23 protein-coding genes and 1 pseudogene are annotated in these 26,507 nt (G+C 60.8%); 23 read left to right on the top strand and 1 reads right to left on the bottom strand.

Annotation, left to right across the window (positions count from 1 at the left end; all coding sequences use genetic code 11):
* Positions 1-146 precede the first annotated feature (146 nt).
* Together SFHG_RS04090 and holA are read left to right on the top strand one after the other, a co-directional pair.
* On the top strand, positions 147-2,240 hold the full coding sequence (locus SFHG_RS04090; RefSeq protein WP_162096557.1) for a DNA internalization-related competence protein ComEC/Rec2: 2,094 nt from the start codon (positions 147-149) through the stop codon (positions 2,238-2,240).
* Between the two features lie 9 nt (positions 2,241-2,249).
* Positions 2,250-3,227, top strand: coding sequence for a DNA polymerase III subunit delta (gene holA, locus SFHG_RS04095; protein WP_042434116.1), 978 nt, complete (start codon positions 2,250-2,252; stop codon positions 3,225-3,227).
* 548 nt (positions 3,228-3,775) lie between these two features.
* On the opposite strand, the pseudogene rpsT reads toward holA, so the two are convergent.
* A pseudogene (rpsT, locus tag SFHG_RS11100) lies at positions 3,776-4,033 on the bottom strand (30S ribosomal protein S20); the annotation flags it as partial.
* A 375-nt stretch (positions 4,034-4,408) separates the two neighbouring features.
* On the opposite strand from rpsT, the gene SFHG_RS04105 reads away from it, so the two are divergent.
* The 21 genes from SFHG_RS04105 (at position 4,409) to SFHG_RS04205 (ending at position 26,422) form a co-directional block, all read left to right on the top strand.
* Positions 4,409-4,834, top strand: coding sequence for a hypothetical protein (locus SFHG_RS04105; protein WP_042434122.1), 426 nt, complete (start codon positions 4,409-4,411; stop codon positions 4,832-4,834).
* Between the two features lie 163 nt (positions 4,835-4,997).
* Complete coding sequence (lepA, locus tag SFHG_RS04110; protein WP_042434125.1) at positions 4,998-6,800, top strand: translation elongation factor 4; 1,803 nt, start codon at positions 4,998-5,000, stop codon at positions 6,798-6,800.
* 15 nt (positions 6,801-6,815) lie between these two features.
* Positions 6,816-7,010: a hypothetical protein gene (locus SFHG_RS04115; protein ID WP_042434127.1), complete on the top strand. Its 195-nt coding sequence runs from the start codon at positions 6,816-6,818 to the stop codon at positions 7,008-7,010.
* A 9-nt stretch (positions 7,011-7,019) separates the two neighbouring features.
* Positions 7,020-7,991: a tRNA dihydrouridine synthase DusB gene (dusB, locus tag SFHG_RS04120; RefSeq protein ID WP_042434130.1), complete on the top strand. Its 972-nt coding sequence runs from the start codon at positions 7,020-7,022 to the stop codon at positions 7,989-7,991.
* Positions 7,984-9,090: a radical SAM family heme chaperone HemW gene (gene hemW, locus SFHG_RS04125; RefSeq protein ID WP_042434133.1), complete on the top strand. Its 1,107-nt coding sequence runs from the start codon at positions 7,984-7,986 to the stop codon at positions 9,088-9,090. The genes dusB and hemW overlap by 8 nt, the downstream gene beginning before the upstream one ends.
* A gap of 115 nt (positions 9,091-9,205) precedes the next feature.
* Positions 9,206-10,222: a heat-inducible transcriptional repressor HrcA gene (gene hrcA, locus SFHG_RS04130; RefSeq protein ID WP_042434135.1), complete on the top strand. Its 1,017-nt coding sequence runs from the start codon at positions 9,206-9,208 to the stop codon at positions 10,220-10,222.
* A 50-nt stretch (positions 10,223-10,272) separates the two neighbouring features.
* Positions 10,273-11,394, top strand: coding sequence for a molecular chaperone DnaJ (gene dnaJ / locus SFHG_RS04135; RefSeq protein ID WP_042435134.1), 1,122 nt, complete (start codon positions 10,273-10,275; stop codon positions 11,392-11,394).
* A gap of 244 nt (positions 11,395-11,638) precedes the next feature.
* Positions 11,639-12,436: an RsmE family RNA methyltransferase gene (locus SFHG_RS04140; protein WP_042434138.1), complete on the top strand. Its 798-nt coding sequence runs from the start codon at positions 11,639-11,641 to the stop codon at positions 12,434-12,436.
* Entirely contained in the window at positions 12,433-13,656 is a 1,224-nt protein-coding gene (locus tag SFHG_RS04145) for a MiaB/RimO family radical SAM methylthiotransferase (RefSeq protein WP_042434140.1), read from the top strand. Before SFHG_RS04140 ends, SFHG_RS04145 begins: the two co-directional genes overlap by 4 nt.
* A gap of 70 nt (positions 13,657-13,726) precedes the next feature.
* Positions 13,727-14,722: a PhoH family protein gene (locus tag SFHG_RS04150; RefSeq protein ID WP_042434143.1), complete on the top strand. Its 996-nt coding sequence runs from the start codon at positions 13,727-13,729 to the stop codon at positions 14,720-14,722.
* Entirely contained in the window at positions 14,700-15,164 is a 465-nt protein-coding gene (gene ybeY / locus SFHG_RS04155) for an rRNA maturation RNase YbeY (protein ID WP_042434145.1), read from the top strand. Before SFHG_RS04150 ends, ybeY begins: the two co-directional genes overlap by 23 nt.
* A 5-nt stretch (positions 15,165-15,169) precedes the next feature.
* Positions 15,170-15,598, top strand: coding sequence for a diacylglycerol kinase family protein (locus tag SFHG_RS04160; protein ID WP_042434148.1), 429 nt, complete (start codon positions 15,170-15,172; stop codon positions 15,596-15,598).
* A gap of 25 nt (positions 15,599-15,623) precedes the next feature.
* Positions 15,624-16,574, top strand: coding sequence for a GTPase Era (gene era, locus SFHG_RS04165; RefSeq protein WP_042434150.1), 951 nt, complete (start codon positions 15,624-15,626; stop codon positions 16,572-16,574).
* A 121-nt stretch (positions 16,575-16,695) separates the two neighbouring features.
* A complete protein-coding gene (locus tag SFHG_RS10080; RefSeq protein WP_052297797.1) occupies positions 16,696-18,591 on the top strand; it encodes a PASTA domain-containing protein in 1,896 nt (631 codons plus the stop codon).
* Between the two features lie 3 nt (positions 18,592-18,594).
* Positions 18,595-19,371, top strand: coding sequence for a DNA repair protein RecO (gene recO, locus SFHG_RS04175; protein WP_042434152.1), 777 nt, complete (start codon positions 18,595-18,597; stop codon positions 19,369-19,371).
* A 75-nt stretch (positions 19,372-19,446) separates the two neighbouring features.
* Positions 19,447-19,695: a TIGR03905 family TSCPD domain-containing protein gene (locus SFHG_RS04180; RefSeq protein ID WP_042434154.1), complete on the top strand. Its 249-nt coding sequence runs from the start codon at positions 19,447-19,449 to the stop codon at positions 19,693-19,695.
* Between the two features lie 210 nt (positions 19,696-19,905).
* Positions 19,906-20,193, top strand: coding sequence for a 30S ribosomal protein S15 (gene rpsO / locus SFHG_RS04185; RefSeq protein ID WP_042434157.1), 288 nt, complete (start codon positions 19,906-19,908; stop codon positions 20,191-20,193).
* Positions 20,194-20,350: 157 nt separating this feature from the next.
* Entirely contained in the window at positions 20,351-22,585 is a 2,235-nt protein-coding gene (locus SFHG_RS04190; RefSeq protein WP_042434160.1) for a polyribonucleotide nucleotidyltransferase, read from the top strand.
* A 69-nt stretch (positions 22,586-22,654) separates the two neighbouring features.
* Positions 22,655-23,422 (top strand): 4-hydroxy-tetrahydrodipicolinate reductase, encoded by a 768-nt coding sequence (gene dapB, locus SFHG_RS04195; RefSeq protein WP_042434162.1) that lies wholly within the window; start codon positions 22,655-22,657, stop codon positions 23,420-23,422.
* A gap of 191 nt (positions 23,423-23,613) precedes the next feature.
* On the top strand, positions 23,614-24,504 hold the full coding sequence (gene dapA / locus SFHG_RS04200) for a 4-hydroxy-tetrahydrodipicolinate synthase (protein WP_042434164.1): 891 nt from the start codon (positions 23,614-23,616) through the stop codon (positions 24,502-24,504).
* A gap of 70 nt (positions 24,505-24,574) precedes the next feature.
* Positions 24,575-26,422 (top strand): ribonuclease J, encoded by a 1,848-nt coding sequence (locus SFHG_RS04205; RefSeq protein WP_081468928.1) that lies wholly within the window; start codon positions 24,575-24,577, stop codon positions 26,420-26,422.
* Positions 26,423-26,507 lie beyond the last annotated feature (85 nt).

Here is a 26,507-nt window from a genome sequence, read left to right on the forward strand (position 1 = left end):
TTGCACGTTCGCTTTCGGTTGTCGTGTGCGCTATGTTATGTGCGGGTGAGCTTATCGCATGCATATGCTGTCTCTGCCTGCTTTGGCGTCGTCGAAGGCACCTGCTGGCATTGGTGCTCGTGGTGGGTTTGCTGTGCGGCGGTGTTTTGGGCTTCGCGCAAGGGGCGCTACTTCATCAAGCTCAACAGGTGGCTATCGGGTCGCAGGGCCTGCTGCGCATCACCGCGTTGTCGGATGGTGTGCAAGGAGAATTCGGCGTTTCCTGTACAGCTCGAGTGCAGTCGGAGGGGTCTGACCGATCGTTCACGGCGAAAATCTCCTTTCCCTGCGACTGCAATCTGCCTATGTATGGCCAGCGGTTTACCGGCTACGGCACGATATCGGGGCTTTCGGAGGATCGCGCACCGCGGGGTTGGCAACGCGGCATCGTCGCAAACGTCAAATTGAGAACCTGCGAGCGTGTTGAGCTTCGGGGTCCAGGTGCTGCGCTCCTCTTGTTTCGGGAGCGCGCCGTGCGGGCGCTTACGGAGCCGTTACGTGGCGATATGGGCCTTGCAGCCGCCATCTCCTGCGGATGGAGGGCTGGCTTGCCAGAGTCGGTATACCGGCAATTCCAGGTCAGCGGGCTTGCGCATGTGGTTGCGGTCTCCGGGGCGCATCTCTCCATTGTCGCAGCGCTCATGGCCTCGATGCTTGGTGCGTTGCGCGTTCCCAAATCGATTTCGGTAGCTGCTCAAATCATGTTGCTCGCGGCATACCTGGCGCTTACCGCTATGCCGGCTTCCGCCATTCGCGCTACGCTTATGACAGTAGCTGGAATGACGTCGTGGACGGCGCGACGCCGGGCCTCATCGTTATCCGCGCTTGGGTGCTGCATCGCTGTTATGATCGCCCTTGATGCCCAAGCAGCGTTATCGACCTCGTTCGCACTGTCGGTTTTGGCCACGCTCGGGATCGTCGTGTTCGGCGGTTTGGCTAACTCATGGTTGAAGGCTTGCTTGGGATGGTTGCCGGCTTTTGTCCGTGAGGCGTTGGCGTTGACGTTCGCCTCATCAGTGCTCGCGACGCCGTTTTCGGCGGCCTTGTTCAGCCAGCTTCCTTTAGCGGCTCCGGTTGCCAACATCGCTATCGCGCCGCTGTTCGGCCCGGTATGCGCAGCCGGCATCATAGGGGCGGTCGTATGTGCAATGCTTCCGTTGCCCGGCGTCGTCGCTTCCATTACGTGCGCAAGCGCCTCGTTGCTTTTGAAGGTGGTCCAGGCATGCGCGTCGATTCCCTACGCGAGCATCCCGATCGTTGCCCCGGCTTTCGTCGCGTTGCTTGCAGGCTTCGTGTCGGCTTGCGTGCTATGGCTATGGTGGCCAAAGCCTGATTCCCATTCGGCGTATCGGTTGCTGTCGGTTACCGGAATCGTCTGCGCGGTCGTGTTCGCCCTGTTGAAAGCGCCGATTCCGTATGGAGGATGCGAGATCGTCGCGCTCGATGTCGGGCAGGGCGATGCCATCCTGATCCGCAGCGGCGGACATTCGGTGCTGGTGGATACGGGCAATCAAGACGCCTTGCTCCGTCAGGCATTGGCACGGCATCATATCACTCGTCTTGATGCCCTTATCGTCACGCACCCCGACGATGATCACATGGGATCGCTGGCGTCGCTTGATGGCGTGGTGCAGGTCGATCGCGTTCTCCTTGCCCGGGATGGCCTTGCGTGCTCTTGTGCATCGTGCGCCAAGCTTCGGCAGCATGCGGAAACGCTGGTGGGGAAGGAACGGGTCGAGGGTTTATCGCAAGGGGACATGTTCCGGTTCGGTGCTTTTGAATTCACCTGCGTGTGGCCGGTTGCGTTTCGAGACGAAGGCGGCAACGGAGATAGCCTCTGTTTTACCGTGGATACCGATATCGATGGAGACGGCAACCGGGAGTGGCGAAGCTTGTTGGTGGGGGATGCCGAGCATGAGGAGGTCTCGCAGATGCTGTCCGCCGGGTTGATCGACGGGGTCGACGTGTACAAGGTCGGCCATCATGGATCGAAAAACGCGCTGACGCAAGATCAGGCAGCTGCGCTGTCGCCGCAGGTTTCCCTCTGCTCGGTGGGGGCAAGGAACCGCTACGGGCATCCTGCCGCATCAACGGTAGAGTCCCTTGAACGTGCCGGAAGTGCGGTAATGCGCACCGACGAGCACGGGGATGTGGCATGCAGATTCGCTAAGGACCATATCAGCGTGGAAACGCTGCGGTAGAATAGGGTTATGACTGATTCGAAGAACAACCAATCCCTGCTTCCCGTGTACCTCATCACCGGTGAGGATGCTTTGAAGCGCGATGCCGTTATGAAGCGGCTTCGCACGCGTCTGTCAAGCATGGGCGATTTATCGTTCAACTCCGACGTGTTCGAAGGGGCTGAATTCACCGGCGACGATGTGGTCAACGCATGCAATACCATTCCGTTTGCATCGCCCGTCCGCTTGGTGGAGGTCCGCGATGCCGATAAGCTGAAGAAGGCTGATTCGGAACCTATCGTCAGCTATTTGGATGCGCCTTGCGAGACCACCGTGCTCGCCCTCGTCGCCGAGAAGCTTGCGAAGAACACCCGCCTGTACAAAGCGGTCGCCAAGCACGGCAAAACCGCGGTGATCGACTGCGCCCCGCCGAAGGCCCGCGACCTGCCTAAACTGGTGCGCTCCATGGCGGTTGGCCACGGGGTCACGTTTTCGGAAGGCGCCGCCATCGCTCTTGTGAACCTGGTAGGCGAGGATACCGTTCACCTTGATGCCGAGATCAAGAAGGTTGCCCTTGCCCATTCCGGCACTGCGGCAGTCGGGGAGCAAGAGGTTCGCTCGCTTGTCAGCCGTACCGCTGAAGTTAAGCCTTGGGAGTTCACGAACGCATTCGCGGCACGTGACACCGCGAAGTGCCTGCTCGACCTGCAGCGCATGAAGTCGGTATCGCCCCATGCGCTGCTCCCCATGTGCGTCACGCGCATCCGCGAGCTCATGTGCGCGCAAAGCCTTGCCGCCCGCGGGCAGGGGCGGGGGATAGCCGCTGCGCTCAAGCAGCCCGACTGGCGCGTGAAAAACCATGCGGCATGGGCGCGGAAGTACACTCCGCAGGAGTTGCGGCAGGCGCTTATCACTGCTCGCGATACCGAGCAAGCCATGAAAAGCGGCGCGGACCCTGATGCGGCATTCCGCGAGTGGGTGGTGAACGTCACCGCGAAGCGCGGGTAGAGCTATGTTGCGGTATGGCTTTGCGTCACGCTTCCTCTGATTCCGGACATGGTTTTGCAACATGATGCCGATCTTTTTAAGGCGCGCATCTTCCGGCATCTGCGCTTAATGCATGTTCCGATAAAGGGCGTTGACTCTGGTTGATGTCCCGTATCCGTGCAACAAAAGAGGCATCGGCTCGCGTCGATGTCTTAAAATGAAATGCACCTTACATCTCATGAACCATATGCAAAAAAGAACGGCTCCGGGAATCCGGAGCCGTTCTTGGTTCATCAGCAGGTGAGATGCTATTCAGCAGCCTCTTCGCCCTCGGCGGCCTCGGCCTCAGCGGCAGCCTCGGCAGCGGCGGCCTCGGCGGCCTCCTTTGCCTTGCGCTCGGCGGCAGCGGCCTCGAGCTTCTGCTGCTCGGCAACGCGCTTGGCCTTCTCCTCGGCGGCAGCCTTGTAAGCGGCGGCCTTCTCAGCCTTGCGAGCGGCCTTCTTGGAGCCGGTGGCCTCCTGCTTCTTGGCCTCGGGCTTCACGTAAGCAGCGCGCACCTCATCGGTGACGATGGTGTTGACGAGCGCCATCACGCCGGACTTGCGGTTAGCGGCCTGGTTCTTGTGGATAACGCCCTTGGAGACGGCCTTGTCGAGCAGACGGCAAGCGTACAGGCCCTTGGCGTAAGCAGCGGTTGCGTCGCCGGCGGCAACGGCCTCGCGTGCAGCGCGGATGGCGGTCTTCAGCTCGGACTTGATGGCGCGGTTGCGCTGACGGGACTTCTCGTTGGTGATGTTGCGCTTCTTCTGGCTCTTGATGTTTGCCATTGTGAAACTCCTTCGCTTTAACGTGGTTTGCCGTTTTCGGCTTGCTCTGCGCATTCGGCGCAGCTGCGAAGGAGTGGGTGAGATGCACAGGTGACAGATTGGCATATGCACACAAGCGCTGAATGCGCGTGGTAAACGCATATGCGAGAATGGACAGGATTTCCCATTCAGCTAGCCAATCGGCCACCCGGCACCACGATAATCCTTCATGCAGCCTTGTCTGCGGATGCCCTGCGTAGATTGCAAGGGCGCGCATATGCCGGATACACAATGAGATAGAATAGCCGATATCGCACGGTTTTGCACCTGTTGATTTGCAGTTGTGCAGAACAATGCACAACTCGATAGCACGTTTCATCCAAAAGGAGCTGAATAATGGGCATTCGAAAGGCTGTCGTCTCCGCAGGCGCTGCTTTTGCACTAGCGATGGCGTTCACGCTCGTCGGCTGCGGTTCTGGCCAACATGAGGTTATCGACCAGGGGCAGGAATGCTCCAGCTGCCATTCGGGCGAGAAACAGGTTTACGACGTCGCCGCACCTTCGTCAGCCGTTCAATCAAGCGGAACCGTATTCGTCAAAACCTCTGCCGAGCAGGTTCTGGTCTGCAAACCTATCTTCGTTTCCCAGGACGGTTCAAAATTCGTCCCCGAGCAGGTCTCGTCGGCGAAGGTGGCCGACGGTTCCGCTCAGCTTCAGCTGTCCGAAGGCACATGGGCGATTTGCGTGAACGGGCAAAGCGTCAAAGCCCAGCTCGTCACGGTATCGCCGGAGGTTTCAGGGCCCGCTGACGTGGAATTGTAGTGCTATGGCGGCAGGGAATGGCCGCCAGCTGGTAGAATCCGTTTCTATGCAAACATCATGGTCGCATGCTGAAAGGCATCGTTCGCAGCGCGGGAGCTCCTGCCTGCGGGGCATCGGCATGTAACCGTCGCAATAATAAGGCGTCAAGAAAGCAAGAGGGGACATGACCGACCCATCCCATATCCGAAATTTCAGCATCATCGCCCATATCGACCATGGCAAGTCCACGCTCTCCGACCGCGTTTTGGAGATGACCGGCACCGTGGCGCATCGCGATATGCAGGCTCAGCTGCTTGACAGCATGGACATCGAGCGCGAACGCGGCATCACCATCAAAAGCCAGGCTGTTCGCGTCAACTATACCGCCGATGATGGCGAGACCTACCAGTTCAACCTCATCGACACCCCTGGTCATGTCGACTTCACTTACGAGGTCAGCCGCAGCCTGGCCGCATGCGAAGGCGCCGTGCTCGTGGTCGATGCCACCCAGGGCGTCGAGGCGCAAACGGTGGCGAACGCCATGATGGCCATGAACGCCAACCTTGAGATCATCCCGCTCATCAACAAGATCGATCTTCCCAGCGCCGAGCCCGAACGCGTCAAGGCCGAGATCGAGGACGGCCTTGCCATCCCGGCCGACGACGCGGTGCTGGCAAGCGGTAAAACCGGTGTGGGCGTCCATGACCTGCTCGAGGCCGTGGTCTACAACATCCCCGCGCCGCAGGGCGACGCGGATGCGCCTTTGCGCGCGCTCATCTTCGACAGCTACTTCGATCCATATCGCGGCGTTGTGGCGCTCGTGCGTGTGGTGGACGGCTCCATGCGCAAGGGCCAGAAACTCAAGCTCATGGCCAGCGGCAAGATTATCTTGGCCGAAGAGGTGGGCGCGCGTCATCCTGCCGAGGAGCCGCTGCCCCAGCTTGGCGTGGGCGAGGTAGGGTATCTGGTCACCGGCCTTAAGGACCTTTCCCAGGTGAAGGTGGGCGATACGCTCACCCTGGCCGAAGGCGGCGTCGACGAGCCCCTGCCGGGTTACCGCGAGGCCAAGCCCATGGTGTATACGGGCTTGTTCCCCATCGACTCCGACCAGTACGAGCCGCTCAAAGAGGCGCTCGAGAAGCTCTCGCTCAACGATCCGGCGCTTATCTGGGAGCCGGAGAAATCCCATGCGCTCGGCTTCGGCTTCCGCGTGGGCTTTTTGGGCCTGCTGCATATGGAAGTGGTCAAGGAGCGCCTGGAGCGAGAGTTCAACCTGGACCTGCTCGCCACCGCGCCTTCCGTGGAGTATCACGTGTTCCGCCAGGGCGGCGAGATGATCAGCCTGCACTCCCCGCAGGAGATGCCCGACCCTGGCGAGATCGAGCGTATCGAGGAGCCCTATTTGAAGGCGAAAATCCTCATCCCGCCCGATTACGTCGGTGCGGTCATGGACCTTACCGTAGCCCGTCGCGGCACGTTCGTCACCATGAACTACCTGTCGCAACATACGGTGGAGATGCTGTGGGAGATCCCGCTGTCCGAGCTCATCATGGACTACTTCGACAAGCTCAAGTCCAACACCAAAGGCTACGCCAGCCTTGATTACGACTTCGACGGGTACAAGCCGTCGAACCTGGTCAAGCTTGACATCCTGCTTTCCGGTAAGCCCATCGACGCGCTCAGCTTCATCGTGCATCGCGATAAGGCCTACGATCGCGGCCGCGTGCTCACCGAAAAACTCAAGGAGATCATCCCTCGCCAGATGTTCGAGGTTCCCATCCAGGCCGCTATCGGCGGGCGCGTGCTTGCGCGTGAGACGGTGAAGGCCAAGCGCAAGGACGTGCTTGCGAAGTGCTACGGCGGCGACATCAGCCGTAAGCGCAAGCTGCTCGAGAAGCAGAAGCAGGGCAAGAAGCGCATGAAGGCCATCGGTAACGTCGAGGTGCCGCAAGAGGCGTTCATGGCAATTCTGAAGGTTGACGATTAGGGGCTGTTGCGGAATATGGGCGTAAAGCGCGACGAATACAACTGGTTGGACGATGCGTTCGACGATAAGAAGGCTCGCGAAGAGCTTGAACGGGCGCAGCGGGGCGGTACGAAGGCTGCTGGTTTGGGCTGCATCGTGGTGGTAATAGCCCTTATCGTGCTGCTCGGCTTCACACTGGTCTCCGGAGTGAACATCCTGTCTGCGATGTAGGGTGGTTGCATGTACGATTTTTTCCGCCGCCATCGTCTGTTGCTTGCGCCCATGGCTGGTGTTTCGGATATGGCGTTTCGAACGCTGTGCCGCGAGCAAGGCGCCGATCTGACGTATACCGAGATGGTTTCCGCCAAGGGGCTGTCCTACGCCAACGAGAAAACGCGTCATCTGCTCGACCTGGCGCAAGGCGAGGATATGGTTGCCGTTCAGCTGTTCGGCCACGAGCCCGACACCATGGCTTCTCAAGCCGCTTGGATCGAGCAGGTCATGGGCGAGAATCTCGCCTATATCGATATCAACATGGGATGCCCTGCGCGCAAGATCGTCACGAAAGGCGACGGCAGCGCGCTTATGCGCGATCCCGACCTTGCCGCCTCCATCGTGGCGGCGGTAAGCCGCGCGGTTGAGCATCCCGTTACCGTGAAGTTCCGTCGTGGTTGGGCCATGGGCTGCGAAACGGCGCCCGAATTCGCGGTTCGCATGCAAGATGCCGGAGCCGCCGCAGTTGCCGTGCATGGTCGTTACGCCGAGCAGCTGTATCGCGGATGTGCCGACTGGGGCGTCGTCGCGCGCGTCAAGCAGGCGGTGGACGTGCCCGTGGTCGGCAACGGTGACGTGAAATGCGGCGCCGATGCCGTGGCCATCACGCGCGAAACCGGTTGCGATGCCGTTATGATCGCGCGCGCAGCCGAAGGCAATCCGTGGATATTCTCCCAGGCCGCTGCGGCGCTTGCAGGCTCACCGGAGCCTTGTGCGCCCACCGTCGAGCAGCGTATCGCCATGGCCCGACGCCATGCGCGGCTGCTCGCGCAGCGTGAAGGGCGCAATATCGTGCGCATGCGCAAGCACGCCATGTGGTACATGACGGGCCTTCCCGGCGCCGCTGCGGCGCGCGGGAAGATCAACGCGTGCGTGGGCGTCGACGATTTCGACGCCGTGTTCGACGAGCTGCTCGAGATTGCGGGAAGCCATGCATGATCCCTATCGCGCGCTGTACCTGCATCTGCCGTTTTGCGTGAAGCGTTGCAGCTATTGCGACTTCGCCACCGCCGCCGTGCCCGCCGAAAGCCCGCAAATCGACGAATACGTGGAAGATCTATGTCTGCAGATCCGCCGCAAGTCCAAAGAAGGGGAGCTCGGCGGCATCTCGACGGTGTATCTCGGCGGCGGCACCCCATCTCATGTGGGCATGCCGCGGCTGTCCATGTTGCTTTACACCCTGGGGCTTTCCATGCGCTTGGAGCCCGATGTGGAATGCACCATGGAGGCGAATCCCGAAAGCCTGACCTCTTCCATGGTGCGCGACATCTGGGCGCTTGGCGTGAACAGGCTCTCTATCGGCGTGCAAAGCTTCGATGACCACGTGCTCGGCATCTTGGGGCGTGCCCATGATGCGCAAGGAGCGAAGCGGGCCATCGCATGTGCGCGGGAACGGTTCGAGAACGTCAGCGTCGACCTCATGTGCGGCATTCCCGGTCAAAGCACCGAGTCGTTCGAGGATAGCGTTAAGACCGCCATCGATTGCGGGGTTTCCCACGTCAGCGTGTACCCGCTCACCATCGAGCCGCATACGCCCTTCGATGCCATGGTCTTGTCCGGCCAGCTTGCAGAGCCCGACGACGATGTCGAGGCGGAGCATATGCAGGCGGCGGAGCGCATCCTCTCCCGGGTTGGATACAAGCGCTACGAAGTGGCAAGCTATGCGAAGCCCGGGTTCGAGTGTCGTCACAACATCGCGTACTGGACCGGCGTTCCTTATCTGGGTCTGGGGCGCAGCGCGGCCAGCATGACGCAGAACGCCGAGCGGCGCATGCGCATCCAAGATGGTAAGGTCACCGATGACCTTGACGCTGGGGAAATGGCTGCCGAGGACATGATGCTGAGCATGCGCATGTCGCGCGGCATCTCCGATGATCTGGTGCAGCGGGCTGCACAGCTGCTGCCGAAAACCTCTGAGACGCTCGACGCGCTCGCCGAGCAGGGGCTGTGCGAGCACGTTGACGGGCGTTGGAGGCCGACCGAGCGTGGGTGGTTGTGCGGTAATCAGCTGTACGGCGCTCTGTTCGATCTAGCGTAAGGGGTGTCCGTTTCTTACGATTCGGTGCAATATTTAGCACTCACACCATCTCGCTGCTAATATTAACTGTTACGAATCAGTTATACCGTAGTGGGTGAAAGGATGGTGGGGAAGCGTGCTTTCGGATAGGCGTCAAAAAGTGCTTGCAGCGCTCATCGAGGAATACGTCGCGCGCGCTCTGCCGGTAGGTTCGCGCACGCTTACCGAACGTTATCAGCTCGGCGTAAGCCCTGCGACCGTGCGCAACGAGCTTTCGGTTCTCGAGGACGGGGGCTATATCGCCCAGCCGCATACCTCTGCGGGCAGGATCCCCACCGATCAAGGCTACCGCGCCTTCGTCGACGATCTGCTTTCCCAGGAAGGCGGCGAGCAAGAGGACGAACGTTGCCAGGAAGCGGCCGACAAGCTCAGGAAAAGCGCCTCGGAGCTTGATGACCTGGTCGAGCAGACCTCCGAAGCCCTGACGCGCCTAACCGACTGCCTTTCCATCGTGCTCGCTCCGTCGGTGCTCGATCTGCACATCAAGCAGCTTTCGCTTATCTCCCTAACGCCCACCAACGCGCTTGTCGTGGTGGTCACCGAAGACGGCCAGGTGTTCAACCGCCATATGGATTTCGCCGAAGAGGTGTCCAGCGACGAGCTGGCGCGCGTGCAGCATCTGCTCAACGAGGTGTTCGGCGGCAACACGCTGCACGATATCGAGCACGGATTGGGCCGGGGCATGTCGGAGGCGTTCGCCGACCCGCTCGTGCGCATGACGCTCGACGAGGTGCTCTCATGCCTGCGGGAAGGCGAGGGGTCTCGTGCCCACAGCCTTGGGTTCAGCTCGCTTTTGTCGCAGCCCGAGTTCAGCCAATCGGAAGCGGTGCTTCCCGTCATGCAGGTGCTCGAGGACGACACGGTGTTGCTTCACATCCTTGACGACACGGCATGTCAAACCGATGGCAGGCCCACGGTGCGCATCGGCTCGGAGAATCAAGCCTCCCAGCTGTCCGGCGTTTCGGTTGTGGCCAGCCGCTACGGCCGCGGCGATTCCGCCGGCGTGGTGGCGGTCATCGGCCCTACGCGCATGGACTATTCGAAGGTATTACGCGCGGTCCGCATCGCGGGCACCGCGCTCGGTGATTTGTAGGAACCCGGCAGGATAGCCCGCTGGGGAATGGAAAGGTGGATACGGCCAACATGGCGAAGGACTTGTACGAAGTTCTCGGCGTCTCCCGTGATGCCACGGAGGCGGATATCAAGAAGGCGTTTCGTCGCAAGGCGCGTGAACTGCACCCTGACGTGAACAAGGCCCCCGATGCCGAGGACCAGTTCAAAGAGCTTAACGAAGCTTACGACGTGCTCAGCGACGCGAATAAGCGGGCGCAGTACGACCGGTTTGGCACCGTTTCCGGCGCGGCTGGCGGCGGCAGCGGCTATGTCGACTTCGACGATCTGTTCGGCGGCGGGTTCGGCGATATCTTCAGCAGCTTCTTCGGCGGCGGTGGCGCTGGCGGTGCCCGTCAGCAGCGCACCGATGGACGCGATATGGGCGTCGGCCTGCGTTTGACCCTCGAAGAGGTCGCTACCGGCGCCAAGAAGGAGATCGTCTACGATCGTTTGGCTCCGTGCGCCGATTGCGATGGTACGGGCATGGCCGAAGGCGGCAAGCAGGTCACCTGCCCCGAATGCGGCGGCAAGGGTCGTGTGGTCACCGTGCAGCATACCTTCTTGGGCGATATGCAGACGGCAACCACCTGCAGCAAGTGCAACGGCACCGGTCAAACCATCGACAACCCGTGCCCCGAATGCGACGGCCAAGGCCGAGTACCCGACCGCCAGCGCGTCACGGTGGAGGTACCCGTCGGCATTCGCGATTCCCAGCAGCTGCGCCTTACAGGTTTTGGCGAGGCGGGCCTGCGTGGAGCGGCTTCCGGCGACCTTATCGTCACGTGCCGTGTCCAACCGCATGAGTTCTTCGAGCGCGACGGCGACGACTTGCATTGCCGTGCCAACGTGTCCATCGTTCAGGCAACGCTCGGCTCCGAAATCGAGGTCGACGGCATCTTCGAAGACGAGAAGGTCAAGGTCCGCATCCCCGAAGGCCTGCAAAACGATCAGATCGTGCGCGTGAAGGGCTTCGGCATGCCGCGCTTCCGCAGCGAGGCACGTGGCGATATGTACGTCCATGTCACCGTGGCGGTTCCGAAGAAGGTCACGAAGAAGCAGCGAGAGCTGCTCGAACAGCTCGCCCATGAAATGGGCGAGGATGTGGCCGAAGCTCGCACGCCGCTGCAAAAGCTGCGCGACAAGTTCAACTAGATCGCTTACCCGCTCGGCGTTCGAGCGGGTAAGCTTGAGCTCGACGCTTTGCGCAATCGCGTTCGAACGGTTGCGCAAAGCGTTTTCGTTCCGGTGCGCGTCCCGTTCAACCGTTCGGTCGCTCAATCGGCGGCGCTTTCGGGTGCTGATCAGTCGCGCTGCCTCTTTTGAGCGGTGTTGGGCAACCGAACCGGAAATGCCCGTAAGTGCTCCATAAGCCCTCTGCTCTCAGATAAGGATTCCCGTGTCGCTCCCTCAGTTTTTCCTTGATGAACAGGTTTTGGCCGATGAGGTCCAGGAACAGTTCCCGCTGGCGCTTTCGCGCGATGATGCAAAGCATGCCAAGGTATTGCGCCTTGATCCCGGAGAGCATATCGCCGTGGTGGATGCGGCGCAGGATTATTTCGAATGCGAGATCAGGTCCTTCGATGGCGCCACTCCCATCGTCGCCATCTCGGGGCATCTTGGTGGCAAGCCGCTTGCCGCGCATGTTTGCCTGGTTCAGGGCCTTGCCAAGGGCGACAAAATGGAAACGGTCATCCGCCACGCCACCGAGCTGGGAGTTTCCGAGTTCATTCCCTTCGCCGCCTCAAGAAGCATCATGAAGGTCGATGCGAAGAAGGCCGCGTCCAAAACCGAGCGATGGCAAGCTATCGCGAAAAGCGCCGCCATGCAATCGGGGCAAACCCACCTTGCCCACGTGCATCAGCCTATGAAGCTTGCGCAGCTGAAAGAGGCGCTTGGGGCCTTCGACGCCGTCGTCGTGTGCTGGGAGGAAGCGCCCGGCACCGCGCTGCTACGCGACGCCCTCCGTCCGGCTGTCCTCAGTGCATCAGCAGGCCATCTTGCGCGAATCGCGGTCGTGGTGGGCCCTGAAGGCGGGCTTTCCCAAGAAGAGGTGGACGCAATCTTGGGATGCCATGCTAACTCGAACATGGTATCGCTCGGGTCCTCGATCCTGCGCACGGAAACCGCTGGTATCGTGGCACCCGCTTTGGTGCTGTACGAAATGGGCGGCATGGGGGCAGGTGAACGCGCATGAACTTCGCAATCGTCAATCTCGGGTGCAAGGTAAATCGCGTGGAATCCGATTCGTTCGCCTCCGGCCTGCTTGCGCGCGGCGGAGCGGAAACGGGTCCAGATTCCGCCGATGTGGTGGTCGTCAACACGTGCACCGTCACCGGGGAGGCGGAGAAGAAAACGCGAAAAGCCGTCAGACAGGTTTTGCGCGCCAATCCCAGCTCGGATGTGGTGGTCACTGGTTGTGCGGCCGCCATCGATGCCGACGCGTTCACGTCCATGGACCCCGCACGCGTGCATTTCGCCGGAAAGGCGCAGGTCGATGACGTGCTCGATCGCCTGGTCGGCCCCATCGGACACGGGGTCGTGCCGCTTGCGGTGGGCGAGGGCTTTAGAACGCGCGTCGGCGTGAAGGTACAGGACGGATGCAACAATGCGTGCACGTATTGCATCGTGCACGTTGCCCGCGGGCGGGCTTCCAGCCGCCCCGCTCAGGCGGTCGTTTCCGAGTGCGTCGCCCTTGCGCGCGAAGGCGTTCGGGAGATCGTGCTCACCGGTATCAACCTAGGTTCTTGGCGCGAGCTGGCCGAAAACGGCTGGGATCGCCTTGATGCGTTGCTTGAGCGCTTGCTTGCCGAAACCGCCGATATCCATGAGGCCGGCCAGCCCCCTTGCCGGTTCCGCATCTCCAGTATCGAGCCTCGCGACGTCTCCGATGATCTGATCGGCTTGATGGCGCGCTCGGAGGGCCGCATCTGCCGTCATCTGCACCTGCCTTTGCAGTCGGGCAACTCGAAGGTGCTGCGCGAAATGCATCGTCCCTACGACGCCGAGTACTTCGAAGGCCTTGTCGAGAGGCTTTACGCCGCAATGCCCATGCTCTCGCTTTCCACCGATATCATTTGCGGGTTCCCGGGCGAGACCGACCAGGAGTTCAACGATACCGTGGAGCTTGCTCAAAGGTGCAGGTTCACGAAGATTCACGTGTTCCCGTACTCTAAGCGTCAAGGAACGCCGGCCGCCGAACGCGCCGACCAGATAGAGCCCGAAGTCCGTTCGGCGCGTGCGAAGCATTTGCGCGAGGTCGCCGACGCCCTTCGCGCCCAGCAGCTGTCGGAACGCGCCGGGACAACGGAGCTTGCGTTGGTCGAGGAGGCCGGCCAGGCGATGACGGAAAGCTATTTCGAGGTGCCGGCTCCCCAAGGGGCGCGCATCGGGCAGTTGGTTTCCGTCACGCTCTAGCTTGTGCGCTACCTGTGCGCCCGTTCGCGTGCGCGAGGCAACCGCGAACGGGCGTGCTATACTTGCTGGCATGACAGATTCAACGCATATCACGCTCACCGCGCCGCCAACCGTGAACATGGCGCTCGTGGTGGGAGCCGGCGATTGCCTGCTCCACATAATCGAAGAGGCGTTCGATGCGCGTATCACGGTACGCGGCGATTCGGTTGTGCTCGAAGGCGATCCCGTTGAGGTGCAATCGCTTATGGCGCTCTTCTCCGAGCTGTTCAAATTCGTGGAAGGCGGTGGAACCCCCGATCAGGGGTTTATCCAGCGCGCGCTCGATCTGCTGCGCACGGCCGAGTTCACCCCTTCCATGCTCCGCGAGGACATCTTGCTCACATATCGTGGGCGTGCCATTAGGCCGAAAACCGCCGGGCAGAAGCATTATGTGGACGCCATCCGCAAAAACACCATCACCTTCGGCATCGGGCCTGCAGGTACCGGTAAAACCTATCTCGCTATGGCCATGGCCGTTGCCGCGCTCAAGCGCAAGGAAGTCGGGCGCATCATCCTCACCCGTCCCGTGGTCGAGGCGGGGGAGAACCTGGGTTTTCTTCCCGGCTCCTTGAACGAGAAGGTCGATCCCTATATTCGTCCGCTCTACGATGCATTGTTCGACATGACCGATATGGAGCGCGCGCAGCAGCTCATCGAAAGCAACGTCATCGAGATAGCGCCGCTTGCCTTCATGCGCGGGCGAACGCTCAACGACAGCTTCGTCATCTTGGATGAAGCGCAGAACACCACGCCCGAGCAGATGAAGATGTTCCTCACGCGCCTTGGGTTCGGTTCGAAGATGGTCATCACCGGCGATATCACCCAGCTCGACCTGCCACGCGGCGTATCGGGTTTGAAGGGCATCGAAGATATCCTCGGCGACATCGAAGGCGTGTCGTTTTGCAGGTTTTCGGGTAAGGATGTGGTCCGCCACTCGCTCGTGGCGGCCATCGTTTCGGCGTACGACCGCGCACAGGCCGACGCCATGCAGAAGAAGGGCAGCAATGGACGTTCAAATCAATTATGATTACCGCGGCGATGACCTCAAGGACATGCCGCTTGTCGAACTCGCTCAGTTCGTGCTCGATCATCAGGAAAAGCCTCAGAACACCGAGGTGTCCTTGAACTTCGTGACCGACGAGGAGATCGCCCGCCTCAACGAGCAATATCGTGGAAAGGAAGGTCCCACCGACGTCCTGTCCTTTGAATGCGACGGCGTCGAGGATGAGCTTTCCGATATGGTCCCGGCGGGCTTCGGCGATGTCTACGAGCTTGGGGACGTCGTCATCGCGCCCGATGTGGCCGAACGTCAAACCCATGAGTTCGGCACCACGTTCGAGCAGGAGGTCAGCCTGCTGTTCGTTCACGGCCTGCTGCATCTGTGCGGTTACGATCACATCGTCGAGGAAGACGCCAAGGTCATGGAGGCCTTGGAAGATGAGATCTTGGCCGCCTGGAATGCGCGATAGCGGCCATGGGCGGTACATCCCCTGACAACAAGCCGTTCGTACGCTCCGCTGAAACGAAGGGAAAAGGGCAGCGCTACAAGCTTACATCCGCCTTCTCCAATGCCGGGCGCGGGCTTTTCGAAGCGGTTCGCAGCGAACGAAATCTACGCATCGACGCATGCATGGCCGTGGTTGCGATAGCGCTTGGCTTCGGCTTGCGTATCGATACGCCTTCATGGCTTGCCGTCATCGTCTGCATCGGCATGATGTTCGCGCTTGAAACGGTCAACACGGCCATCGAGGCGGTGGTCGACCTTGCCAGTCCCGGGTATCATGAACTGGCTCGACGTGCGAAGGATTGCGCAGCGGGTGCTGCGCTTGCGGGTGCCCTTGCTTCCTTTGTGGTCGGCTGCATCGTTTTCATTCCGCCGATTATGGCCTTTTTGGCATCGTAATCAACCTTTTGAACCTAGGAGTCTTATGGACCTCGACGCATACTTCGGACATGCCGCGCCCCCTTCGGGCGAGGGCTTCAAATCCGGCTTCGTCACGCTGATCGGCCGACCCAACGCGGGAAAGTCGACGCTGCTCAACACTATCATGGGCAAGAAGATCGCCATCACTTCCAACACCGCCCAGACCACCCGCCATCGTTTCCGCGCGGTCTACACTCGCGAGGATATGCAAATGATCATCGTGGACACTCCTGGCCTTCACAAGCCCCACGATGCGCTTGGCGAGGAGCTGAACACCTCGGCGCTCAAGGCGCTTGAAGACGTTGACGTCATCGCCATGCTCATCGATGCTAGCAAGCCCGTCGGCCGTGGCGACGAGTGGGTGGCAGCCCAGCTTGACGGCCCGCATTGCAAGCACGCGAAGAAGATCTGCGTCCTTTCCAAGGGCGACTTGGTCACCACTGAGCAAATGCACGAACAGGCCGAGGCTGCTAAGAAGCTGGCGAACTGGGATGCCATGGTTGGGCTTTCCTCCGAATCCGGCTACAACGTGGACGCCTTCATCGAAGAGGTCCAGTGCTTCCTGCCCGAGGGTCCGGCGTGGTTCCCGGCGGATATGGAAACCGATCAGCCTATCGAGGTCATCGTCGCCGAGTTCATTCGCGAGAAGATCCTCCGAACGTTCCGTGACGAGGTCCCTCACTCCATCGGCGTCACCATCGAGCACATGGAGTACGAAAAGAAGAAGGACCTCAACCGCATCTTGGCCCGCATTTACGTGGAGCGTGATTCCCAGAAGGGCATCATCATCGGCAAGGGCGGTAGCGCAATCAAGCGTATCGGCCAGGAGGCCCGTGAGGATCTCGAGCAGTTGCTCGGCACGCGCGTTTACCTTGACCTTATGGTGAAGGTTAAGAAGAACTGGCGCCGCGACGCTACGCAAATCCGCCGATTCGGGTACGGCGAGGGCTTGTAGCAGGTTGTTTTCAGGTTTATAAGATATTTTGCGATTGGGGTGCCAAGCGGCACCTCAATCCTGTTTTTCGGTACAATTTGCAGGAAACCATAATGTAAGCACGCGCAAGGGAGTTTCAAGCATGATCTGTCCTTCTTGCCACACGGAAAATCGCGATGGCGCGAAGTTCTGCGACGAGTGCGGGGCCAAGCTGCCCCGTGCCGCCTTCGAGCAGATCGAAGGTGCGGAACCTGCCCAAGCGTTGAACATCATCGACAATGAAGAACCAACCGAAGACGAAGTCGTTCCCGATATGCACGAAGCTGACGCCGAAAACGCTGAAGCGGCAGATGGCGGTCAGGATGGCGAAGACGTCGATTCCGGGGCTGTTGTGCAGCTCGACGATGCGCTCGCGTCAGACGAGGACGCTGAAGACGCGAGCGACATGGCATGCAGCAACGAAGAGTCAACAGCCGGGGATGCCGACGATGCCGACAGCTCCGATATCGCAATGCAAGATGACTTTCAGCCTCAGCAAGACGCAACCGAAAGCTCTCAGGAAGTCGAAGAGGACGCGGCGAATCAGTTTGAAGGAAGCCACGGCGACGCCGATGATGTTGCGCATCAGCGCACGCACGTGCTCGATCTTCCCGATATCCGCAACCTTGCCTTCGAGTCCGAGAAAACCCAAACGCTCGGCCCCAAGCCTGCTTCGCCGGCGATCAAGTCGGGTTGGGAGCCTGACCTGTCCGGCTTCGACGAGTTCCTTGTGTATCCCGGGTATGTGCCCCCTAAGGCCGCATGGCATTCGGGTGACACTATGCAGATGCCGCGTATCACCGATGCCGACCTGTCGCAGCAAAAGGATTTCATCGCGCCCGATCCCAACAAGAAGACGCGCGACCGTAAGAAGAAGAAAGCCGAGAAGGCCAAGGCTTGCGAGTCCCAGCAGCACAACCTGGAGAACTCCAAGCAAACTCAGCCTGCTGCCGATCAGCCTGAGAAGGAACAGGCTAAGCACGCCGAAAAGAAGGCGAAGCCCGTCGCCCCTGAAATGAAGTCGAAAGACGACAAGAAGTCGGAATCCAAGGGCAAGCGGCTCCCCGGTTCCAGGATCGCTGCGATTGTGGCGCTGGCGGTGCTCATCGCGGCGGGCGTCGCTGCAGGCGTCACGTATCAGATGGAGCTATGGGGCGGGAAGGTCGTTCCCGACGTCACGGGCATGACGCAGGCCGACGCTACATATATGTTGCAGAACAAGGGCTTCACGGTTCGCTCCACAACCGTTCCCTCCGATTCCACAGAGGGCCTTGTCCTGCTCATGGACCCGGGCGCTGGAGCACGCCAGCAGGAGGGCGCCGAGGTCGTCATCCACGTGTCCACTTCGCGCACTGTTCCCAAGGTGGTCGGTTCCAGCCAGGACAGCGCATTGAAGGCCCTTTCGGACAACGGGTTCGAAAACGTCGATGTGCAGCTTGAGCGCTCTGACGAGCCGGAGGGCACCGTCCTTTCCGTCAGCCCGGAGGAGGGGGAGAAGGCGAAGGCCTCCACCGGCATCACGCTCAAGGTGGCGCAGGCTTATACCGTGCCCGACGTTTCAGGCATGAGCTATAACCAGGCCGTGCAGGCGATCAAGGATGCGGGGCTGTCTTCTACGGCGGTATATGTGTACAGCGAAACCGCAAGCGAAGGGGCCATCATGGGCGTCGAGCCCGCAGCGGGCTCGAAGGTCCCCTCCGATACCATCGTCGTCATCTCGCTTGCGAAGTCCCGCGCCAGCGAGTTAACCGCCGCCGCGCGCTCCTATCTTACCTCGACCACGCTGACCGCTTCGGATGGGTCGTCGTTTTCCGTGTCCTCGGTCGATAGCGTCTCCTATCAGGGTAACGACACGGTTGCCTTCACCGCATCGGGCAAGGCTTCAAAGTCGGTATCGGTTCTGGGGCAGACCATATCGGTCGCGGGGAATTCGAAACAGGTATCGGGTACCATAACCTTCGACTCCTCGAACAACGTCGCGTCGGTATCGTTTAAGTAACCCGTGGCGCAAAGCACCTACAACGCCCGCGTGCTCGTGCTGCGAAAGACCAAGTTGGGGGAGTCGGATCTTATCCTGTCCCTGCTTGCGCAGGATGGCTCGCAGATTCGGGCGGTTGCGAAAGGAGCCCGAAAACCTAGCAGCCAGTTCAGCTCCCGACTGGAACTGTATTCGCAGGCGGATGTGCTCTTGGCCCGAGGGCGTTCGCTCGATATCGTCAAGGAAGCGCGTTTGGTCGCCGGCAATGCCGCGCTGCGTGAAAGCATAGAGCTTTCCGCCTGCGCGGCTCCCATCGTCGAGCTGCTCGATCGCATCACGCAGCCCGGTCTTGAGGTTCCGAAGCTGTTCCCGCTTACGCAAACGGCCCTCGATGTGCTTGCCTCGGCAGATTCCGCGCATGGGCCCGCCATCTGCGCAGCCTGGTTGCTCAAGGCGTTCGCGTTTCTGGGCATCCGCCCTTCGCTGGATCGCTGCTGCGTTTGCGGCGAGCCTTTGGCCTGCGAAGTGGGGAGCTCGGCCCATCGAACCATAGCGTTCTCGTGCAGCGAGGGCGGTGTGGTGTGCGATGCATGCCGCGTCTCCGACGTTGCCGGCCTTGCCCCGGAAACGCTTTCCTGGGCAAGCGCGCTGCTAGGGATGCGCTTTTCGGATATCGCTTCGATCCAGGTCGATCAGTCGTGCGTCTTCGATGCGCTTCGCCTATGCCAAACCTGGGCGCAGGTGCACGCCTCCATTCGCTTAAAGGCGCTCAATTTCCTATTCACCTGCGGATTGTTTTAGATGCTTGTCCCCCATAGGGGCTAGCCCGTCTGTCGCTATGGCATACTTTCACCATCCAAGAGAGAGGAAACGAATATGTACACCTATCGAACCAAGGGCGTATGCTCGCGAGAGATCCACGTCGATCTCGACGGCGACACCATCAAGCACGTGGATTTCGTCGGCGGCTGCGACGGCAATCTCAAGGCCATCGGCAAGCTGGTCAACGGCAAGAACATCGACGATGTCGCGGCCGTGCTCGAGGGCAACACCTGCGGTCGCCGTTCCACTAGCTGTGCCGACCAACTTGTCCGCGCCCTGCGCGAGGCCCGTCAAGCGCAATAAGCGCAGGCAGGTGATATGTGCGCAAGCTGTGCAGGTGGGTCCGTTGCACTTGCGCGCAAGCGCCCGGTCATCGTATTCTAGACAAGTTGCCGTATCGGCAGCCACTTTCAGCTTGGTCCCCATCCAGCATGGATCCCAGCGGAAAGCAAGTAGAGCGCAGCGATAGCTGCACGGAAGGCGGGCAAGGCCCGCAGGAAAGGTGGAGTTAGCATGCCTAGCAAACTCAGCATCACGAAAGAGCGCACCGCAGAGCTGGTCGCCGAGTTCGGCGCCAACGAGCATGACACCGGCAACCCGGACGTGCAGGTCGCCATCCTGTCCGAGCGTATCCGCAACCTCACCGAGCACCTGAAGACCCACAAGAAGGATAACCATTCCCGCCGTGGCCTGATGATGCTCATCGGTAAGCGTCGTGGCCTGCTCAAGTACATCAAGGAGCGCGACATCGAGCGTTACCGTGCCCTCATCAAGAAGCTCGGCATCCGCGACAACATCTAGTCAACGAAAGCCCGCGCAGCCTTGCGCGGGCTTTTGCATAGCGGTCGGGTACGCAAGGGCGTGCCTGCTCGCGGCAAGCGGGAAACGTGAGTACCCCTTGCCGAAGAAGCTTGCCCGCACTACGGCGGTCAAGGAATAGAGAAGGAAAGAACACCACATGGAAAAGATCGTCGAGTCCTTCGAGCTGTACGGCAAGACCTACCGCTTCGAAACGGGCGAGCTGGCCAAGCAGGCTACCGGCGCTGTCCTGGTCACACAGGGCGAGACCACCGTGCTCGTCACGGCCGTCATCTCCAAAGAGGAGAAGAACTACGACTTCTTCCCGCTGACCGTCGACTTCATGGAGAAGATGTACTCCGTTGGCCGCATCCCCGGCGGCTACCTCAAGCGCGAGGCGCGTCCGTCCGAGAAGGGCACGCTGACCGCCCGCATGATCGACCGCCCCATCCGCCCCGGCTTCGTCGACGGCTTCAAGCGCGAGGTGCACATCGTTGCCACCACGCTCGTGTGCGACGGCAAGAACGCTCCCGACTGCATCTGCGTCGGCGGCGCTTCGGCAGCCCTTATGATCGGCAGCGCCCCGTTCGACGGCCCTGCGGCTTGCGTGCGCATCGCCCATAATCCCGAGACCGACGAGTTCATCGTGAACCCCACCTACGAGGAGCAGGAAACCTCCGACCTCGAGCTCACCATCGCCGGTACCGCCGATTACATCTCCATGGTCGAGGCCGGGGCCAATGAGGTTTCCGAGGATCTTATGCTGCGCGCCATGGATTTCGGCCAGCAGGCCATCGCGAAGTTCTGCGAGGCTCAGCAGCGCTTCCTCGATCGTTGCGACATCACCCCGGTCGAGTGGCCCATCCACGTCGCCGACCCGTCCATCGATGAGCGCATCTCCCCGTTCTTCGACGAGATGTCCCAGGCTCTGAGCGATGCCGACAAGCAGGCTCGCATGGGCAAGGTCGAAGAGCTTAAGGCCCGCATCAAGGAGGAGTCCTTCAACGAGGAGGAGCTTTCCGCTTGGGGCTCCGACATCGCCGCCGCCTTGAAGGCCCTTGAGAAGAAGGCCATGCGCGCCATGGTCATCGAGACCGGTGAGCGCGCCGACGGCCGCCGTGCCGACGAGATCCGCCCCCTGCACATCGTGCCCGGCTATCTGCCTCGCGTCCACGGCTCCGGCCTGTTCCAGCGCGGTCAGACCCAGGCGCTTTCCATCGCCACGCTCGGCATGCTCAACGAGTGGCAGCGTCTTGACACCATTGACCCGGCCGAGGGCAAGCGCTATATGCACCAGTACAACTTCCCGCCGTACTGCACCGGTGAAACGGGCCGTATGGGCGCTCCGAAGCGCCGCGAGGTCGGCCACGGCGCGCTCGCCGAGCGCGCCCTGCTTCCGGTGATCCCCTCCGAGGACGAGTTCCCCTACGCCATCCGCGTGGTTTCCGAGATCCTAGAGTCCAACGGCTCGTCTTCCATGGCTTCCACCTGCGGTTCTACGCTGGCGCTGATGGATGCGGGCGTGCCCATCAAGGCCCCGGTCTCCGGCATCGCCATGGGTCTTATCAAGGAAGGCGACGACATCGTCATCCTCTCCGACATCCAGGGCATCGAGGACTTCCTCGGCGATATGGACTTCAAGGTCTGCGGTACCGAGAAGGGCATCACCGCTTTGCAGATGGACAACAAGGCCAAGGGCCTGTCCACCGAGATCCTCGGCCGTGCGCTCAAGCAGGCCCACGAAGGCCGTGCGCACATCCTGAAGGCCATGCTCGCCGAGCTGCCCGAGCCGCGCGCAACGCTGCGCGACACCGCTCCGCGTATCGAGACCATCCATATCCCCGTCGACAAGATCCGCGACGTCATCGGCTCCGGTGGCAAGGTCGTGCGCGGCATCCAGGATGAAACCGGCGCGCAGATCGACATCCAGGAGGATGGCACCATCCACATCGCCGCCATCGAGGGCCCGGCCGGCGAAGCTGCCAAGGCCATGATCCTCGGCATCGTCAAAGAGCCCGAGGTCGGCGAGATCTTCGAGGGCGAGGTCGTCGGCATCAAGGACTTCGGCGCCTTCGTCAAGCTCACCCCCGGCAAGGACGGCCTGTTGCACATCTCCCGTGTTGCCAACGGCCGCGTCGGCTCGGTCGAGGATGTGCTGCAGCTCGGCGACACCGTCAAGGTGCAGGTCCTCGAGATCGACCCCAAGACGGGCAAGATCTCGCTCGATCGCCTAGACAAGCCGGAGGCTCCCGAAGGCAGCGCCCCCGCTCCGCGTGAGCATCGCGGTCATGACCGTCACGAACGCCACGAGGGAGGCAAGCGTGAAGGCGGCCAGCGCGGCGTCCGCCCGGGTCGTGCCAACCGCACCCCTCGTCGCCGTCATGAGTCCCAATAAGCTGTATATAAGATAGCTAGCGATGGCGGCCGCCTCAGGCCGCCATCTTTTCTAAGAAGGAGATCCAACATGATCAACGTTGCCGTTTCCGGTTTTGCCGGACGCATGGGTTCAGCCGTGGTCGATGCCGTCACCGCAGCCGATGACATGCAGGTGACCTGCGGAATCGACCCGCATGGCTCTTCGAAGGTGTTCGCAGTGTATGAAACGGTCGAACAAGCCGTGCATGCCGGCGGCTTCGATGTGCTCGTCGATTTCACGCAGCCTTCCGTCGTCGAGGGCAACCTGCGCGTCGCCCTTGCGGCGGGCATCGATTGCGTGGTGGGCACCACGGGTCTTGCCAACGACAAGCTCGAGGAGCTTGCCGCCCTCGCCCCCGAGGGAACGTGCCTTTTCTACGCTCCGAACTTCACCACCGGCGCCGTGCTCATGATGCAGTTCGCAAAAGCCGCCGCTCCGTTCTTCCCTGAAGCGGAAGTGCTTGAGTTCCACCACTGCAACAAGAAGGATGCCCCCTCCGGAACCGCCGTGCGCACGGCGCAGATCATCTCCGAGGCCCGCGATGGCCGTCAAAGTGCCGCGCCTGGCAAGGAAACCGAGATCGCAGGTTGCGAGGGAGCCCGCGGCGCGTTGGTGGAAGGCGTGCCCGTGCACTCGGTCCGCTCCATGGGCTATGTGGCAAGCCAGGAAGTGGTGTTCGGCTCCATGGGCCAGACCCTTACCATCCGCCACGATTCGTGGGATCGCACTTCGTATATGCCCGGCGTGCTGCTGGGCATCCGAAGCGTCGGCGACCGACAGGGCCTTATCGTCGGCCTTGAGAACTTCATGGAATAGCAGTACGCAAAGCTAGCCCGTTGCCGCTTATGGCGAGAATTACCACCTTGCCGGCAACAATTGTTTCTTGAGCGTGACAATTTAATGACTTCACGGCGCCCCTCGGGGTGCCGTGGCATAATATGGCGAAGTTGCATTATGCGATTCAGGTGCATGGTGTCGAACCGTGCTTGTACAGAAAGGTGCCAACGATGGGAAATCCTCGTTTCGGCCGCATGATCCCGGCCATGGTCACGCCCATGAAGGACAATCTCGATCTCGATCTCGATCGTGCTCAGGAGCTTGCTGACCGTTTGGTAAAGGGCGGCGCCGACTCCCTTATCATCAACGGCACCACGGGTGAATCTCCCACTGTGTTCTATCCGGACAAGATCGAGCTGTTCAAAGCCGTGGTCGCTGCAGTCGATGGCCGCATCCCGGTTATCGCCAACGTCGGCGATAACTGCACGGCGGATACGGTCGGCTTCGCAAGCGATGTGGCAAAGCTCGGCGTCGACGGCTTCATGTGCGTGGTGCCGTACTACAACAAGCCTCCGCAAGAGGGTTTGTATCAGCATTTCAACACCATCGCGCGTTCGGTGGAACTGCCGATCATCCTGTACAACATCCCGGGGCGTTGCGCGGTGAACATGACCGCGGAAACCTCGCTGCGTCTCGCGCATGATCTGGATAACGTGGTTGCCATCAAGGAGGCTTCCGGAAGCTTTGAACAGGTGAAAGCCATTGTGGAAGGCGCGCCTGAGGGCTTCTGCGTATATTCCGGTGACGATTCGGCAACCTATGACATTATGAAACTGGGTGGCGTGGGCGTCATCTCCACCATCGGAAACGTTGCTCCTGCTCGAATGAAGGAGATCGTGGAGCTGTGCGCGGCCGGCAAGTGGGAAGAAGCCGCTGCCGCAAACGAACGCCTCATGCCCCTCATGGAAGGGCTGTTCAAGACAGCGAACCCCATCCTGGTAAAAGAAGCACTGAAATTGGCCGGTTTCCCGGTAGGCGGAGTTCGCCTGCCTCTGGTCAATGCCACTGCCGAGCAGTCCGCCGAGCTTGAGCGCACTATGCGCGAGGTTGGCGTCCTGTAGCCAGGATACGCAGCAGGGCCGCTTCAATCCATGCGGCCCTGCTGTATGTTGGCAGTAAGGAAATCAATACATGGATCAAAACGAACAGCGCTCGAAGCGCAACGGTGGTGTGCGCCCTGAGAACAGCGGCAAAAGCACGCAGACGGTCAAGCATGTCAAGCTTGACCTTGAGCGCCCTAAGCTCACGAAAGAGGGCAACGCCGATCAGGGTCGTAAGCGTCCGCGCTCTCGTAAGCGCTCCTTCGACTCCTCGAAAAAAGACCGCGGAGCAACGCTGAAGATCATCCCGCTCGGCGGCCTTGACGCCATCGGCAAGAACATGACCGTGTTCGAGTGCAAGGGCGACATGGTGCTCGACGATGCCGGCCTCATGTTTCCCGACGACAATCATCCCGGCGTGGATCTTATCCTTCCGGATTACACCTATGTGCTCCAGCACGCCGATAAGTTGCGCGGCATCGTGATCACGCACGGCCATGAGGACCATACGGGTTCCTTGCCTTATCTAATCAAGGACCTGGATCGTCAGGTGCCCATTTACGGCACGAAGATGACCTTGGGCCTGATCGAAGGCAAGTTCAAGGAGCACCGAATCAAAAACGCCAAGCTTGTGGAAATCAAACCGGGAGACAAGGTGAACCTGGGCTGCATCACGGCCGAGTTCTTCGCCGTGAACCACTCCATCCCTGGTGCCGTGGGCGTCTTTTTCCGCAGCCCCGCAGGCAACGTGCTGCACACGGGAGACTTCAAGCTTGATCAAACCCCCATCGACGGCGTTCACACCGATTTCGGCGCTCTTGCACGCTTCGCCGAAGAGGGCGTTGACTTGATGATGTCGGATTCCACGAACGCCACCAACCCCAACTTCACGCCCAGCGAGGCGGAAGTCGGCAAGGAGCTTCAGCGCATCATCGCGCAGGCAAAGGGCCGCGTCATCATCGCGTCGTTCGCCAGCCATATCCATCGCCTGCAGCAGATCTGCGATGCCGCCGTGGCAAACGGGCGCAAGGTGGTCGTCACCGGCCGCTCCATGGTGCAGAACACCGATATCGCTCGCAAGCTGGGATATTTGAAGATCTCCGACCAGGACATCATCGATGCGTACGACCTGAAGGGCATCCCGCCTGAGCAGGTGGTCATCATGTGCACGGGTAGCCAAGGCGAGCCGCTGTCGGCATTGGCCCGTATCGCAGCAGGCGAGCATAAGACCATCGATATGGAAGCGGGAGACACCGTCATCATCTCGGCAACGCCGGTTCCCGGCAACGAAAAAGCCGTCACGAAGGTGGTCAACTCGTTGGCCAAGATCGGTGCCGATGTATACGACAAGTCTCGCGCCCGCGTGCATGTGTCCGGTCATGCATCGGCAGAGGAACTGAAGATCATGCTGACCATCGTACAGCCCAAGGCGTTCATGCCGGTGCATGGCGAGGCCACGCATCTTCGCGCTCACGCACGTTTGGCTGAAGCCGTTGGCGTTCCTGCTGAAAACGTGTTCATCTGCGAAAACGGTGAGAGCCTGGAGCTGTCCACGAAGGGCGTCAAGCATGGCGAGTTCGTTCAGTCCGGCATCGTTTTGGTCGACGGCCTGTCGGTCGGCGATACTTCCGAGCAGGTGCTCGAAGAGCGCACGGCGCTGTCCGCTCAGGGCTTCGCTGCCATTGCGGCGGCGGTTTCCGGCCGCAAGAAGGCCGTTGCCGGCAATGTTCAGGTCGAGATGCACGGCATCACCGGCGGAGACGATGGCTATCTGGTCCAGGAGTGCGAGAAGTGCGTCAAAAACGCGTTGACCAGGGCGTTGTCAAAGGGTGCTTCGGGTAAGGAGCTCAAGAAGGCCGCCCGAGACGCTCTGCTGTCCCTGCTTTGGGAGCGCACGAAAACCCGTCCCATGACGGTGGTGAACCTGCTGGACATCTAGCATCGCCGCACACAAGAATCTGTTCACGAGCACCTGCGTTGCATTGCGCGCAGGTGCTCGCTTGCTCGCACAACTGCTGAAACGC

It is taken from the genome of Senegalimassilia anaerobia JC110 (genome assembly GCF_000236865.1).
GTDB classification, from domain to species: Bacteria; Actinomycetota; Coriobacteriia; order Coriobacteriales; family Eggerthellaceae; genus Senegalimassilia; species Senegalimassilia anaerobia.

Excerpts from the sequence above, each read along its gene's own strand:
- dnaJ (WP_042435134.1), top strand. The coding sequence starts at position 10,273 with ATGGCGAAGGACTTGTACGAAGTTCTCGGCGTCTCCCGTGATGCCACG.
- dusB (WP_042434130.1), top strand. The coding sequence starts at position 7,020 with ATGTACGATTTTTTCCGCCGCCATCGTCTGTTGCTTGCGCCCATGGCT.
- dapB (WP_042434162.1), top strand. The coding sequence starts at position 22,655 with ATGATCAACGTTGCCGTTTCCGGTTTTGCCGGACGCATGGGTTCAGCC.
- SFHG_RS04180 (WP_042434154.1), top strand. The coding sequence starts at position 19,447 with ATGTACACCTATCGAACCAAGGGCGTATGCTCGCGAGAGATCCACGTC.
- SFHG_RS04105 (WP_042434122.1), top strand. The coding sequence starts at position 4,409 with ATGGGCATTCGAAAGGCTGTCGTCTCCGCAGGCGCTGCTTTTGCACTA.
- SFHG_RS04205 (WP_081468928.1), top strand. The coding sequence starts at position 24,575 with ATGGATCAAAACGAACAGCGCTCGAAGCGCAACGGTGGTGTGCGCCCT.
- hemW (WP_042434133.1), top strand. The coding sequence starts at position 7,984 with ATGCATGATCCCTATCGCGCGCTGTACCTGCATCTGCCGTTTTGCGTG.
- SFHG_RS10080 (WP_052297797.1), top strand. The coding sequence starts at position 16,696 with ATGATCTGTCCTTCTTGCCACACGGAAAATCGCGATGGCGCGAAGTTC.
- lepA (WP_042434125.1), top strand. The coding sequence starts at position 4,998 with ATGACCGACCCATCCCATATCCGAAATTTCAGCATCATCGCCCATATC.
- era (WP_042434150.1), top strand. The coding sequence starts at position 15,624 with ATGGACCTCGACGCATACTTCGGACATGCCGCGCCCCCTTCGGGCGAG.
- dapA (WP_042434164.1), top strand. The coding sequence starts at position 23,614 with ATGGGAAATCCTCGTTTCGGCCGCATGATCCCGGCCATGGTCACGCCC.
- SFHG_RS04145 (WP_042434140.1), top strand. The coding sequence starts at position 12,433 with ATGAACTTCGCAATCGTCAATCTCGGGTGCAAGGTAAATCGCGTGGAA.
- ybeY (WP_042434145.1), top strand. The coding sequence starts at position 14,700 with ATGGACGTTCAAATCAATTATGATTACCGCGGCGATGACCTCAAGGAC.
- holA (WP_042434116.1), top strand. The coding sequence starts at position 2,250 with ATGACTGATTCGAAGAACAACCAATCCCTGCTTCCCGTGTACCTCATC.
- SFHG_RS04190 (WP_042434160.1), top strand. The coding sequence starts at position 20,351 with ATGGAAAAGATCGTCGAGTCCTTCGAGCTGTACGGCAAGACCTACCGC.
- SFHG_RS04115 (WP_042434127.1), top strand. The coding sequence starts at position 6,816 with ATGGGCGTAAAGCGCGACGAATACAACTGGTTGGACGATGCGTTCGAC.
- SFHG_RS04150 (WP_042434143.1), top strand. The coding sequence starts at position 13,727 with ATGACAGATTCAACGCATATCACGCTCACCGCGCCGCCAACCGTGAAC.
- rpsO (WP_042434157.1), top strand. The coding sequence starts at position 19,906 with ATGCCTAGCAAACTCAGCATCACGAAAGAGCGCACCGCAGAGCTGGTC.
- SFHG_RS04160 (WP_042434148.1), top strand. The coding sequence starts at position 15,170 with ATGGGCGGTACATCCCCTGACAACAAGCCGTTCGTACGCTCCGCTGAA.